The organism is Pseudomonas sp. AC016 (assembly GCF_979253365.1).
On record NZ_CEEDCC010000001.1, the window covers coordinates 2,590,001 to 2,603,230 of the forward strand.

The 13,230-nt window shown below is 58.1% G+C and carries 16 protein-coding genes (1 of these 16 running past the window's edge); 8 read left to right on the forward strand and 8 right to left on the reverse strand.

All coding sequences use genetic code 11. From position 1 onward, the window contains the following. Positions 1-1,029 carry the 3' portion of a peptidoglycan DD-metalloendopeptidase family protein gene (locus AC0IXS_RS11665; RefSeq protein ID WP_057410154.1) on the forward strand. It extends 399 nt beyond the left edge of the window, so 1,029 of the gene's 1,428 nt are visible here — the last part of the coding sequence; the start codon falls outside the window, past its left edge; the stop codon is at positions 1,027-1,029. 3 nt (positions 1,030-1,032) lie between these two features. Next, positions 1,033-2,127: an anhydro-N-acetylmuramic acid kinase gene (locus AC0IXS_RS11670; RefSeq protein WP_025995994.1), complete on the forward strand. Its 1,095-nt coding sequence runs from the start codon at positions 1,033-1,035 to the stop codon at positions 2,125-2,127. 75 nt (positions 2,128-2,202) lie between these two features. Here the strand turns inward: AC0IXS_RS11670 and erpA are convergent, their stop codons facing one another. Both erpA and argC read right to left on the reverse strand, forming a co-directional pair. Next, entirely contained in the window at positions 2,203-2,553 is a 351-nt protein-coding gene (gene erpA / locus AC0IXS_RS11675; RefSeq protein ID WP_004885454.1) for an iron-sulfur cluster insertion protein ErpA, read from the reverse strand. A gap of 135 nt (positions 2,554-2,688) precedes the next feature. Next, positions 2,689-3,723 carry an N-acetyl-gamma-glutamyl-phosphate reductase gene (gene argC / locus AC0IXS_RS11680; RefSeq protein WP_025995993.1) on the reverse strand — a complete coding sequence of 345 codons (1,035 nt, stop codon included), beginning with the start codon at positions 3,721-3,723 and terminating at the stop codon, positions 2,689-2,691. A 133-nt stretch (positions 3,724-3,856) separates the two neighbouring features. Here argC and hemJ point away from each other — a divergent pair, with 133 nt between their 5' ends. The 5 genes from hemJ to coq7 all read left to right on the forward strand — a co-directional run bounded on the left by hemJ (position 3,857) and on the right by coq7 (position 7,317). Further along, on the forward strand, positions 3,857-4,285 hold the full coding sequence (gene hemJ / locus AC0IXS_RS11685; protein ID WP_025995992.1) for a protoporphyrinogen oxidase HemJ: 429 nt from the start codon (positions 3,857-3,859) through the stop codon (positions 4,283-4,285). A 105-nt stretch (positions 4,286-4,390) separates the two neighbouring features. Beyond that, positions 4,391-5,290, forward strand: coding sequence for a DUF805 domain-containing protein (locus AC0IXS_RS11690; protein ID WP_471824665.1), 900 nt, complete (start codon positions 4,391-4,393; stop codon positions 5,288-5,290). A gap of 53 nt (positions 5,291-5,343) precedes the next feature. Then, positions 5,344-6,120 carry an SDR family NAD(P)-dependent oxidoreductase gene (locus tag AC0IXS_RS11695; RefSeq protein ID WP_057410152.1) on the forward strand — a complete coding sequence of 259 codons (777 nt, stop codon included), beginning with the start codon at positions 5,344-5,346 and terminating at the stop codon, positions 6,118-6,120. Positions 6,121-6,214: 94 nt separating this feature from the next. Continuing rightward, positions 6,215-6,553 carry a histidine triad nucleotide-binding protein gene (locus AC0IXS_RS11700; protein WP_003316306.1) on the forward strand — a complete coding sequence of 113 codons (339 nt, stop codon included), beginning with the start codon at positions 6,215-6,217 and terminating at the stop codon, positions 6,551-6,553. A 116-nt stretch (positions 6,554-6,669) separates the two neighbouring features. Next, the gene (coq7, locus tag AC0IXS_RS11705; protein ID WP_004885443.1) at positions 6,670-7,317 is read left to right on the forward strand and encodes a 2-polyprenyl-3-methyl-6-methoxy-1,4-benzoquinone monooxygenase; all 648 of its coding nucleotides are present in this window, start codon (positions 6,670-6,672) and stop codon (positions 7,315-7,317) included. Between the two features lie 78 nt (positions 7,318-7,395). Here coq7 and speD read toward each other — a convergent pair whose 3' ends face one another. After that, the gene (gene speD, locus AC0IXS_RS11710; RefSeq protein ID WP_004885441.1) at positions 7,396-8,190 is read right to left on the reverse strand and encodes an adenosylmethionine decarboxylase; all 795 of its coding nucleotides are present in this window, start codon (positions 8,188-8,190) and stop codon (positions 7,396-7,398) included. A gap of 243 nt (positions 8,191-8,433) precedes the next feature. Then, positions 8,434-8,856 carry an OsmC family protein gene (locus AC0IXS_RS11715; protein WP_137203397.1) on the reverse strand — a complete coding sequence of 141 codons (423 nt, stop codon included), beginning with the start codon at positions 8,854-8,856 and terminating at the stop codon, positions 8,434-8,436. 211 nt (positions 8,857-9,067) lie between these two features. Between AC0IXS_RS11715 and crp the strand changes: the two genes are divergently transcribed. Then, positions 9,068-9,712 (forward strand): cAMP-activated global transcriptional regulator CRP, encoded by a 645-nt coding sequence (gene crp / locus AC0IXS_RS11720; RefSeq protein WP_122553360.1) that lies wholly within the window; start codon positions 9,068-9,070, stop codon positions 9,710-9,712. A gap of 12 nt (positions 9,713-9,724) precedes the next feature. Here crp and AC0IXS_RS11725 read toward each other — a convergent pair whose 3' ends face one another. From AC0IXS_RS11725 to AC0IXS_RS11740, 4 genes are read right to left on the reverse strand one after another with little or no spacing between them, the layout of a single operon-like run. Then, a complete protein-coding gene (locus tag AC0IXS_RS11725; protein ID WP_137203398.1) occupies positions 9,725-10,417 on the reverse strand; it encodes a lipoate--protein ligase family protein in 693 nt (230 codons plus the stop codon). A 33-nt stretch (positions 10,418-10,450) separates the two neighbouring features. Beyond that, a complete protein-coding gene (gene trpC, locus AC0IXS_RS11730; protein ID WP_471824668.1) occupies positions 10,451-11,287 on the reverse strand; it encodes an indole-3-glycerol phosphate synthase TrpC in 837 nt (278 codons plus the stop codon). Next, the gene (trpD, locus tag AC0IXS_RS11735) at positions 11,284-12,333 is read right to left on the reverse strand and encodes an anthranilate phosphoribosyltransferase (protein WP_057410148.1); all 1,050 of its coding nucleotides are present in this window, start codon (positions 12,331-12,333) and stop codon (positions 11,284-11,286) included. The genes trpC and trpD overlap by 4 nt, the downstream gene beginning before the upstream one ends. Before the next feature lie 21 nt (positions 12,334-12,354). After that, positions 12,355-12,954 (reverse strand): aminodeoxychorismate/anthranilate synthase component II, encoded by a 600-nt coding sequence (locus AC0IXS_RS11740; RefSeq protein WP_025995984.1) that lies wholly within the window; start codon positions 12,952-12,954, stop codon positions 12,355-12,357. Between the last annotated feature and the right edge of the window lie 276 nt (positions 12,955-13,230).

The following is a 13,230-nucleotide window of genomic DNA, read 5'->3' on the forward strand; positions in this document are numbered from 1 at the left end:
ACGACCGTCCATGAGGTACTGGCCAGCGACAAGCAGTCCAAGGAATTCAGCAAGCTGCAGAACGGTCAGGTCCTGCAGTTCGAGCTCACCCCGGATGGCCAGCTCAAGAATCTGCATACCAAGCTCAGCGAGCTTGAAACCATCAGCCTGTCCAAATCGGCTGCCGGCTTTACCTTCAGCCGCGAAGTCAGCAAGCCCAACGTTCGTAACGCCTACGTCCATGGCGTGATCAACAGCTCGCTTTCGCAATCCGCGCAGCGTGCAGGGCTGACTCACAGTATGACGATGGACATGGCCAACATCTTCGGCTACGACATCGACTTCGCCCAGGACATCCGCAAGGGTGACGAATTCGACGTGGTCTACGAGCAGAAAGTCGTCAACGGCAAGCCCGTCGGCACCGGCAATATCCTGTCCGCCCGCTTTACCAACCGCGGCAAGACCTACACAGCGGTTCGTTACACCAACAAGCAGGGCAACACCAATTACTACACCGCCGATGGCAACAGCATGCGTAAGGCGTTCATCCGTACACCGGTGGACTTCGCCCGCATCAGCTCGATGTTCTCCATGGGCCGTCAACATCCGATCCTCAACAAGATCCGCGCCCACAAAGGCGTCGATTACGCAGCGCCGCGCGGTACCCCCATCAAGGCGACCGGCGATGGCAAAGTCCTTCTCGCAGGTCGTCGCGGCGGCTACGGCAATACCGTGATCATCCAGCACGGCGATACCTACCGCACGCTGTACGGCCACATGCAGGGCTTCGCCAAAGGCGTACAAACCGGCTCATCGGTGAAGCAAGGTCAGGTGATCGGCTATATTGGAACAACCGGTTTGTCGACAGGCCCGCATTTGCACTACGAATTCCAGGTCAACGGCGTACATGTCGACCCTCTGGGCCAGAAACTTCCGATGGCGGATCCGATCGCCAAGTCCGAAAAGCAGCGGTTCATGCAGCAAAGCCAACCTTTGATGGCACGCATGGATCAGGAAAAGGCCACCACGCTGGCCTCGAATAAAAGGTAATCCATGGCCTTCTTCTATATAGGTGTGATGTCCGGCAGCAGCCTCGATGGGATTGATATCGCCCTATTGGAGCAAGACGACCGACCAAGACTTCTGGCAACCCATTACATTCCGATGCCGGAAGACTTGCATGCGGAATTGCTGGGTCTCTGCTCCAGTGGCACGGATGAGCTGACGCGTGCGGCGATTGCCGAGCAGAAGTGGTGCCATCTGGTTGCCAAGGGCGTTTTGCAACTGCTGGAAGAACAGAACATGGTCGCCGGCCAGATCCGTGCGATCGGCAGCCACGGTCAGACTATCCGCCACGAGCCGGCACGCGGTTTCAGCATCCAGATCGGCAACCCTGCGTTGCTGGCCGAGCTGACCGAAATCACGGTAGTCAGTGACTTTCGTCGTCGTGACATCGCAGCAGGAGGCCAGGGTGCACCCTTGGTCCCGGCCTTCCACGAAGCGTTGTTCGATGACAACAAGGAACACCGTGCAGTACTCAACATCGGCGGGTTCAGCAACCTGAGCCTGATCGAGTCCGATCGCCCGGTGACCGGTTTCGATTGCGGCCCGGGCAATGTCTTGCTCGATGCCTGGATCCAGTCGCAGCGCAATCTGAGCTATGACAAGGATGGCGCCTGGGCCGCCAGCGGACAGGTAGATGCGGCGTTGTTGAAGACGTTGTTGAGCGACCAGTTCTTCCTGACCAAGGGTCCGAAGAGCACTGGCCGCGAAGTGTTCAACCTCGGCTGGCTGCATCATCATCTGTTCCAGTTGCCAACCCTGGCACCGGAAAACGTCCAGGCGACATTGCTCGAACTGACCGCGCTGACCATTACCGAATCTCTGCAGTCGGCTCAGTCGAGCACGATGGAACTCCTGGTCTGCGGCGGCGGCGCTCACAACACTGCGTTGATGAATCGACTGGCCGAGTTGTTACCCGATACACGTGTCAGCAGCACCGCGAAGTTCGGCGTCGATCCTGACTGGGTTGAAGCCATGGCATTTGCCTGGCTGGCGCATTGCTGCCTGGAAAGCGTGCCGGCCAACCGTCCAACGGTGACCGGTGCCAAAGGTCTGCGAGTGCTGGGTGCTATCTATCCGGCCTGATGCCCCGACTGATCCGAAGCGCCAGAACGAAAAACGCCGCTCAATGAGCGGCGTTTTTGTAACTGCAGCGTACGATCAGATAGAGAACGACGAACCGCAACCACAGGTCGTGGAAGCATTCGGGTTCTTGATCACGAAGCGCGAGCCTTCCAGTCCTTCCTGATAGTCCACCTCGGCACCCGCCAGGTACTGGAAGCTCATCGGATCGACCACCAGACTGACGCCTTCGCGTTCGACGATGGTGTCGTCGTCTGCAACGTCTTCATCAAATGTGAAGCCATACTGGAAGCCGGAACAACCGCCCCCCGTCACGAAGACACGTAGTTTAAGGCGATCATTGCCCTCTTCATCGACCAGGGATTTCACCTTGTGCGCTGCACCTGGGGTGAATTCCAAAGCCGTCGGAGTGAAGGATTCGACACTCATGTCAGATATCTCCCGGCGATAAGCCGTCGTAATGCGTAATGACGGGCATTATCCGCTTGTCCTAGAAAATCGGTCAACTATTTGCAGAGCAGCGGCAAATGGAGCAGGCCCCCGCTTGCCGCTTGATCCCGAGCCTTACGGCATCATACCGGCGTGGGACAGGCCCAGCCGTTCGTCCAGACCAAACAGAATGTTCATGTTCTGCACCGCCTGACCCGACGCGCCTTTGACCAGGTTGTCGATGACCGAGAGCACGACGACCAGATCACCGCCCTGCGGACGATGCACGGCGATGCGGCAGACGTTGGCGCCACGAACGCTGCGGGTTTCCGGATGACTGCCTGCAGGCATCACGTCAACGAACGGTTCATCGGCGTAGCGCTTCTCGAACAGCGCCTGCAGATCGACCGACGTGTCAGTGACTGTCGCGTAAAGCGTGGAGTGAATACCACGGATCATCGGCACAAGATGCGGAACGAAGGTCAGACCCACGTCACCACCGGCGGCGCGGCGAAGGCCCTGAGTGATTTCGGGCAGATGACGATGACCTTTGACGGCGTACGCCTTGAAGCTTTCGTTGGCTTCCGAGTACAAGGAACCGATGCTCAGACCGCGCCCGGCACCACTGACACCCGACTTGCAGTCGGCAATCAAACGCGTGTTATCGGCAATGCCTGCTTCCAGCAACGGCAGGAAGCCCAGCTGAGTTGCAGTCGGATAGCAGCCAGGAACCGCAATCAAGCGTGCATTCTTGATTTGCTCACGATTGACTTCCGGCAGGCCGTAGACCGCATCCTGCAACAATTCCGGTGCGCCGTGAGGCTGGCCGTACCACTTCGACCACTCGACAGGGTCCTGCAGGCGGAAGTCTGCGGACAGGTCGATCACCTTGGTGCCCGCCGCGAGCAACTCGCCAGCCAGCGCATGGGCAACGCCATGAGGTGTCGCGAAGAACACCACGTCACAGGCACCCAGTGTCTGAACATCCGGAACGCTGAACGCCAGACCGTCGTAATGGCCTCGCAGGTTCGGGTACATGTCGGCGACGGGAAGACCGGCCTCCGAGCGGGAAGTAATCACCACCACTTCAGCCTGCGGATGCTGTGCCAACAGACGCAGCAGCTCGACTCCGGTGTAACCCGTGCCGCCGACGATACCGACCTTGACCATAACCTGCCCTCAACGAAACAACTGGAAAGCGGTCGATAATATGGGCCTATGGCCTCTGCGACAACCGACAACGTGACGTATGGACACTCTAGCCTCTACTATTCGGCCACCGTGAACCTGGGAATAACCAAAAATGCTCTATCTATGGATCAAAGCGCTGCACATCATCTCGATGGTCTGCTGGTTTGCAGGTCTCTTCTACCTGCCACGACTGTTCGTTTATCACTCCATGAGCGAAGACACCATCAGCCGCGACCGCTTCTGCATCATGGAGCGCAAGCTGTACAGAGGTATCATGGGCCCGGCAATGATCGCGACCCTGATCTTCGGCGGCTGGCTGATCAGCTTCAATCCAAGCGGATATTTCAGCCAGGGCTGGATGCACGTCAAGCTTACGCTGGTAGTGTTGCTGATCGGTTACCACCATGTGTGCGGCGCGCAGGTCAAACGTTTCGCCCGGGGCGAGAACGGACGCAGCCATGTGTTCTACCGCTGGTTCAATGAAATCCCGGTCCTGATTCTGCTGGCCATCGTCATTCTGGTAATCGTCAAACCATTCTGATGCACGACTGGATGGTGCTCATTCGGGTCTCATTCAAATAACAGGCGCTCTGCCCTTTTGCAGATGCGCCTGGCTCGCTCTCACTTCAAGACAAGGAAGCCCTGTATGGCCGAAACCCACTTCAAGATCGTTTTTGAAGGACAGGTGCGTGATGGCGTAGAGCCCGAGGTTGCGAAAGCCAATCTGGCGCGTCTGTTCAAGAGCGAAACCGCGGCCGTCGAAAAACTGTTCAACGGTCAGCCTGTTGCACTCAAGCGGGGCTTGCCCCACGACGAGGCCGAGCACTACATAAAGGCGCTGTATGAAGCTGGCGTCGAGGCGCGGATTGAACCGGATCCGGCAATCAGCGCGAGCATCAACGAGAAAGACCTTCCCGCGCCCGCCTCCCCTTATGCGCCACCTCGATCACACGTGGGAACTGCCGAGTTCGCCGAGCACTCAACGCTCAAAATATTCAGCATCAACGGAAGGATCGGTCGTCTGCGTTACCTGGCATGGACGCTGGTGCTGAGCGCTGCCAGCCTGGCGCTGCTGTCCATCGCAATCACGATCATGAGCCAGTCACTGATCGCCGGCGGGCTGCTGATCGCGATCATTGCGATGGTATTTGTGGTCATCAGCTCAATGATGGGCGTTCAGCGGCTGCACGACATCGGCTGGTCAGGCTGGCTTCTGCTGCTCAATCTCGTGCCTTTCGTGGGCAGTGTCTTTCCCTTCGTGATGACCGCCATGCCCGGCACCAAAGGACCCAACCCATACGGAGCACCGCAGCCGCCCAACTCACGCGGCGTCAAGGTCCTGGCCGGACTGTGGTTACTGCTGATTCCGGTCATTCTCATCAGCGGCATTTTCGGCGGCATGAATACACTCAAGGAAGAAATTGAGGTGCAGACCGACGAGTACGAGCAGTCCCTGCCTTATGACGATGAAGCGCAACGCGACAACGCCCAATCCAGCCAGGCCGACACTGAAAATTTGCCTGAAGACGAAAGCGACTCGCAATAAAAGGCTCATGGCCCGGTAGACTGCCGACCGCACTACGCTCAATGGAGAACTGCATGACCCGTTACGCCCTGATCACCGGTGCATCCAGCGGCATAGGCCTGGCCATGGCCGAAGCACTGGCGCGCCGTGGTCGCAGCCTCATTCTGGTTGCTCGCCAGCGAGATCATCTGGAAACCATCGCCTTGGAGCTGACGCAGCGATTTGGCGTGGAAGTGCTGTTTCGCGCCTGCGATCTGGGCGAGCCTCTGCGGCTTTCCGGCTTTCTGCTCGAGCTGGAAGACGGCGCGCATCAGATCGATCTGCTGGTCAACGCAGCAGGTATCGGTAGCAGCGGCCCTTTCCTCGCGCAGGACTGGGGCGTCGAACAGGATCTGATCGACCTGAATATTCTGGCGCTGACGCGTCTGTGCCACACCGTCGGCAATCTGATGGCGATTCAGGGTGGCGGACAGATACTCAATGTCGCGTCGGTGGCTGCATTCCAGCCCGGCCCATGGATGAGCACGTATTACGCAAGCAAGGCTTATGTCCTGCACTTTTCCGAAGGCTTGCGCGAAGAAGTGAAGAAAACCGGAGTCAAGGTGTCGGTACTCTGCCCCGGTCCGACCCGGACGGCTTTTTTCCGTAACGCTCAGCTCAAGGTCAACATCGACAAGATGATGAGCCCCGAAGAAGTTGCGCTGTACACCGTACGGGCTCTGGCGAAGAACCGCGCCGTCATCATACCGGGCTGGCGCAACAGGCTCTGGACATTCAGCCCGCGACTGGTTTCACGCTGGCTGGCCAGACAGATCAGCGGTTACATCAACAAATCCTGCTGCCCGCGCTGACCCACAAAATGGCTGGGCGAGCCCTGCCTCGCTCAGTACACTCGACCGCTGTGATACCCCGCACGCACCATCAACCGATAAGGAGCATACGGCTGTGGATACTTTGTTCACCAAGATCATCAATCGGGAAATTCCGGCGAAGATCATCTACGAAGATGATCAGGTGCTGGCGTTCCACGATATCGCCCCTCAGGCCCCGGTACACTTTCTGGTCATTCCCAAGAAGCCGATTCGCACGCTGAACGATCTGACCGAAGAAGATAAAGGCCTGGCTGGACACATCCTGTTCACGGCGCAGCGTCTGGCACTTGAGCTGGGCTGCGAAGAAGGATTTCGCGTGGTCATGAACTGTAACGAGCTGGGTGGACAGACCGTTTATCACATTCACATGCACGTACTGGGTCAACGCCAGATGAACTGGCCACCGGGCTGAGTCAGCCTTCCAGCCCCATACGTCCTTCCAGCTTCCGGCATCGAGAGGCTGGCAAGGCGGTACCCTGCTCCGCTGATTCGGTTAAACTCCTTCTCAGGATCTATCCGGAGGTGCCCATGGCTACCGAACGTCACTACTCCCCCATTGACCGCCTGCTGCTGCAGGCCGACAGCGCGATGCGCACGCTGCTACCGTCAAGCGGCCACTCCCGTCGGCCATCCCCTGCCGTTGTGCAGACTGATCACAAGATGAGCGATGTCGACTCCCGTCACGTCGCGGGTCTGATGCGCATCAACCATACAGGTGAAGTCTGCGCCCAGGCGCTGTATCAGGGTCAGGCGCTGACCGCCAAGCTGCCCAAGGTGCGCAAGGCCATGGAGCATGCAGCTGAAGAAGAAATCGACCATCTGGTCTGGTGCGAACAACGCATCCATCAGTTGGGCAGTCACACCAGCGTGCTTAATCCGCTGTTCTACGGCCTGTCATTCGGAATGGGCGCAGCGGCCGGCATCATCAGCGACAGGGTGAGCCTGGGTTTCGTTGCCGCGACTGAAGATCAGGTCTGCAAGCACCTGAGCGAACATCTGGAACAACTGCCCGTCGAGGACAACAAGTCTCGGGCGATTCTCGAACAGATGCTCAGTGACGAGGAGCATCACGCGGAATCGGCACTGGAAGCGGGCGGTTTTCGCTTCCCGGCACCGGTCAAGTTCGGCATGAGTATCCTGGCCAAGGTCATGACCAAAAGCACGTACCGCATCTGACAAAACCGCATGAACAAAAAAGGCGCCCTCAAGAGGCGCCTTTTTTGCTTACGGCTGCTGGCCGATCCGAGTCTGTACTCAGACCGCTACGTTACGACCGTAGAAGATTTCCAGCATCTCGTGCTTGACCTTCGCGGTCACCTGCTCACGCTGCTCGGTGGACAGGTTGCTGGTCGCATCGCCGAACAGGTAGTTATCCAGTTCGAACTCCTTGAGCAGCATCTTGGTGTGAAACAGGTTTTCCTGATACACGTTCACGTCGGTCATCTGGTAACCGTTGCGGGTGTCTTCGGACAGGTAGTTCTGGATCGAGTTGATCTCGTGGTCGATGAAGTGCTTCTTGCCTTCCACGTCACGGGTAAAGCCGCGCACACGATAATCGACCGTCACGATATCCGACTCGAACTTGTGAATCAGATAGTTCAGGGCCTTGAGCGGTGAAATGACGCCACAGGTCGACACATCGATGTCCACGCGGAACGTGGCGATGCCGTCTACCGGGTGAATCTCCGGGTAGGTGTGAACTGTGATGTGGCTCTTGTCCAGGTGGGCCAGAATGGTTTCCGGCAATGGACCTGGCGACTCTTCGATCTGGCTTTCGGTAGGCGTCACCGGCTGCTCGGAGATCAGAATGGTCACACTGGCGCCCTGAGGATCGTAATCCTGACGCGCAATGTTCAGGATGTTGGCACCAATGATATCGACAACATCGGTCAGAATCCGCGTCAGGCGTTCTGCGTCATACACACTGTTGATGTATTCGACATAAGCCTGCTGGTCTTGCGGAGTTTCCGCATAGCAGATGTCATAAATGTTGAAGCTCAAGGTCTTGGTCAGGTTATTGAACCCGTGGAGCTTGAGTTTGCTTTTCACCGTTAAAAACTCTCTATATGTGTGCGGCGCCGGCCGCGTGATCAAGCATGCCCGTCAGATGAGTCCGGCTCAGCTGCGTAGGACGGTTAACACCTCTTCGCGTTGGCGATTTTGGTTGTCTGTTCGGGCGCGACAGCAGATAACCAATGCACGCTGCGCCCTGAAAAAGTGGCGCATTATGCAGACGTCCGAAGCCGTCTGCCAGAGTGTGCGCCGTTTTTATGATCGTTGGATGTCTGGAGGTCAGCCCAGTTCGACGATTTCATAATCGTGGCTGATCTTCACACCCGCATTGCCGAGCATGATCGAGGCAGAGCAATACTTTTCTGCGGACAGTTCGATGGCGCGTTTGACCTGGGCTTCTTTAAGCCCGCGACCTTTGACGACAAAGTGCAGATGGATTTTGGTGAAGACTTTCGGATCCTCGTCTGCACGCTCTGCCTCGAGGAAAGCTTCACAGCTCTCGACTGGCTGGCGGGACTTCTTGAGGATGCTCACGACGTCGTAATTGCTGCAACCGCCCAGACCGATCAGCACCATCTCCATAGGACGAACGCCCAGATTGCGACCGCCACTTTCGGGCGGGCCATCCATGACCACCACGTGACCGCTGCCGGATTCACCGAGGAACATGGCTTCGCCAGCCCATTGAATGCGTGCCTTCATCGCCAAGACTCCAGTGCTAAAAAAGGGGCGTCAGCTTAGCACAGGGCCACCCCGCTCCCTGATCACATGATGAAAAATGCATTTCGCAGCCAATGTGTAGGAATATTCGGAGATTGGGCCTGCCGCTCGTCGAAAAGCTGGCGAGAATGCAGGTGCAGCCGATACCTACAGGTATGCCATTTGGCGCAGGTCCTCATTTCGGAATTCACGCATGGCCGCACTCACACTTGCATCTAAAACAAAGAATCTGGAAAAGCTTCTTCCACACGCACAACGCCGTCGCTACACCGCCAAGAGCAACATCATCAACGCTGGTGACAGCTCTGACTCGCTGTTTCTAATCATCAAGGGATCGGTCACGATCCTGATCGAAGACGACGAAGGCCGCGAGATGATTATTGCCTACCTCAACAGCGGCGACTTCTTCGGCGAGCTGGGTCTTTTCGAACAGGCAGGGCAGACGTCAGTGCGCAGCGCCTGGGTAAGGGCAAAGACCGAATGCGAAGTGGCCGAGATTGCCTACGGCAAGTTTCGTGAACTGACGCAGCAGGAGCCGGATATTCTTTATGCCCTGGGCGGCCAGATGGCGGATCGTCTGCGCAACACCACGCGCAAGGTGGGGGATCTCGCATTTCTGGACGTCACCGGACGTGTGGCTCGTACCCTGCTGGACCTGTGCAAGCAACCCGATGCCATGACTCACCCCGACGGTATGCAGATCAAGATCACCCGTCAGGAGATCGGTCGCATCGTGGGCTGTTCACGGGAAATGGTAGGGCGAGTGCTCAAGGCGCTCGAAGAGCAGAGCCTGATCGACGTCAAAGGCAAGACCATGGTGGTGTACGGCACACGCTGACATGCGGAAGGGTCAGATGCCCGCAAGCAGCTGCCGATAGGCATTCAGCAGCACGGACACCTCCGCCTCGGGAAACGCTTCATGCAACGCAATGTGGCTTTCGGCCCGGACGCGCGCATCGAGTTCGCAGATCACGTTGAAGCGATTGACGGCAGCGACCATCTGCACCCTTTCATCGTCCAGCAACAAGGCGGCGTGAGCCAGTACAACAGGTCGTGCGCCACCCTGACTCTGACGCCAGCGCTGGGCCGTGCCGACCATCTTGCGACCCATGAGGTTGACGTTGAAACGACCGTCGCAGAACGCGCCATCGACTTCACCCAGCGAAGCCTCGCCACCCAGCTCATTCAACATGTCGAGAATGGGCTGACACAGACGGCGATACGCTGTCTCGATACGGTCCCGATCAAGATCCGTCGATGGCTGTGCATAGACCAAAGCAATGTTCACGGTGGCGGACGACTGCGGCACCGGCTCGCCGCCGGTTTCCCGCAGCAGGATCGGCCATCCGTTATCCGCCAGGGTTTCACTCGCTTCGACGAAGCCAGGAAGCCGGCTCAAGCGACGTGGCATGACCAGTGCCTGATCATTGGGGCGCCAGAACAGCACCCCATGCTCTGCCTCGCCCGCAAACACAGCAGTCAGAAGATCCTGCTCGGCCTGCAGTCCTTTTTCGACACAGATGTCGATGATCGAGTCTGACATACGAACGCTCTGGCTCCTGTACGTGTGGAACAGTCAGTCGAGTGTCGAGCCGCTCACCGGCGCACCGCGCTCGGGGAAGAACAGGCGCTGCAGTTCCGTACCTGGATGTTCCGCGCGCATGAACGCCTCACCGACCAGAAACGCATACACATCACTGATTTCCATCAATTCGACGTCGGCACGGTTGAGAATGCCGCTTTCGGTGATGACCAGACGGTCGCGAGGAACGCGTGGCAGCAAGTCCAGCGTGGTTTCCAGGCTGACGTTGAACGTGTGCAGATTACGGTTGTTGATGCCGACCAGCGGGGTGTCGAGTGTCTTGAGTGCGCGATCCAACTCATCGCCATCATGCACTTCGACCAGCACGTCCAGCCCCACGCCCTTGGCAACGGCGGCCAGTTCGGCCATCTGCACGTCGTCCAGCGCCGACACGATGAGCAGAACACAGTCCGCGCCCAAGGCGCGGGCTTCGACGATCTGATACGGATCGATCATGAAATCCTTGCGGATCACAGGCAGGTTGCACGCCGCCCGGGCATCTCTCAGGTATTGATCCGAACCCTGAAAGAAGTCGATGTCGGTCAGCACTGACAGGCAGGTTGCGCCACCGGTCTGGTAGCTTTTGGCGATCTCGGCAGGCAGGAAGTTTTCCCGGATCACGCCTTTGCTGGGCGATGCCTTCTTGATTTCAGCGATGACCGCAGGCTGTTTCTTTCTGGCCTGTTCGATCAACGCCCTGGCAAAGCCACGCGCAGGATCGGCTGCGGCAGCTTGTTGCTCAAGCTCGGCCAGGCTGACGACAGCGCGGCGGGGCGCGATTTCCTCAGCCTTACGGGCAAGGATCTTTTCCAGTACGGTTGGTACGCTCATTCTTCGTTCTCCTGCTTGAACACTGCCGTAAAGGCGCCCAACTCTTCCAGTTTTTCCCGGGCAAGGCCGGTATGAAGCGCGTCATGCGCCAGTGCTACGCCCTCCTTGAGGCTCGTGGCGTGGTCTGCTGCATAAAGAGCAGCCCCTGCATTGAGCACAATCATTTCGGCCGCTTTCTGGCCGTTCTCGGTCTTGCGACGACCCAGAGCATCTCGGATCAGCTCAAGCGAGGCCGCCGGGCTTTCCACCGCCAGGCCATACAGGCTCTGACTCTTGATGCCCAGGTCTTCAGGCTGCACCCAGTATTCGGTCACTTCGCCATTCTTGAGTTCCGCGACGAACGTGGGTGCGGCCAGGCTGAACTCGTCCAGCCCGTCCTGCGAGTGCACCACCAGCACATGCTTGCTGCCCAGACGCAGCAACACTTCGGCCAGCGGACGGCACAACGCCTGATTGAACACGCCAACCACCTGATGGCGTACGCCGGCCGGATTCGTAAGCGGGCCGAGCATATTGAACAGGGTGCGCAGGCTCAGGTCACGACGCGGACCTGCAGCGTGCTTCATTGCGCTGTGATGAGACTGGGCGAACATGAAGCCGATGCCGACGCTATCGATGCAACGCGCGACCTGGACCGGCGTCAGGTTCAGGTAAACGCCTGCGGCTTCCAGCAGATCGGCGCTGCCGCTCTTGCCCGAAACCGCACGGTTGCCGTGCTTGGCCACGGTGCAACCCGCTGCTGCAATCACGAAAGCGGATGCCGTCGAAACGTTGAAGATGTTAGCACCGTCGCCGCCGGTGCCGACGATATCGACCACACCTTCCAACGTCTTCAGCTCGACGTGATCGGCCAGCTCACGCATGACCGACACCGCGCCGACGATCTCATCGATGGTTTCGCTTTTCATGCGCATGCCCATCAGGAACGCGCCGACCTGTGCTTCAGTGCACTGGCCAGTCATGATCTCGCGCATGACGTCGCGCATCTCGTCCGTGGTCAGGTCCAGCTGGTTGACCACGCGGTTCAGCGCGCTTTTGATATTCATGGGGGTATTCATAAAAAGTCCTTAACCCTGACGACTGCCGCCGCGCTGCTTGAGGAAGTTGGCGAACAGCTCATGGCCCTGCTCGGTCAGGATCGACTCGGGGTGAAACTGTACCCCTTCGACGTTCAGTGTCTTGTGACGCAGGCCCATGATCTCGTCAACCGAACCGTCGTCATGTGCTGTCCAGGCCGTGACTTCCAAAGCCTCAGGCAGTGTGTCCAGCTTGACCACCAGCGAGTGATAACGCGTGACGACCAGCGGATGGTTCAACCCTTCGAAAACGCCCTGGTCTTCATGGATCACCGGACTGGTCTTGCCGTGCATGACCTGACGCGCACGGACCACGTCACCACCAAATGCCTGACCAATGGACTGATGTCCGAGGCAGACACCCAGAATCGGCAGTTTGCCCGCGAAGTGATTGATCACTTCCAGCGAGACACCGGCTTCATTGGGCGTGCAAGGACCGGGCGAAACAACGATGCGCTCGGGGTTCAGGGCTTCGATCTGCGCGATGGTCAGCTCGTCATTGCGGATGACCTTCACGTCGGCGCCCAGTTCGCCCAGGTACTGCACGACGTTGTAGGTGAAGGAATCATAGTTATCGATCATCAGCAGCATTTTGCTATTAACCTTTTGAATTTACTGACTTCGTTTACGCCTTCAGATCGCGATTCGCTCAAGCATCCGCCTTTTCAGCCACATCGAATGAGGTGACAGTGGCGGGAGAACATGACGAATTGAAGACATACAGGTGCGGATCCGGCAGGGCCGGCAAGGAAATAGTCAGGCGCGCCAACGCCAGCGGGCGTGAGCCTTGATAACGCGCATCAAGAGTTTGCTGACAATCGTCACGGAAGGGGTCTCATCGGTACGTTTCGGGACATTAGCGTACCG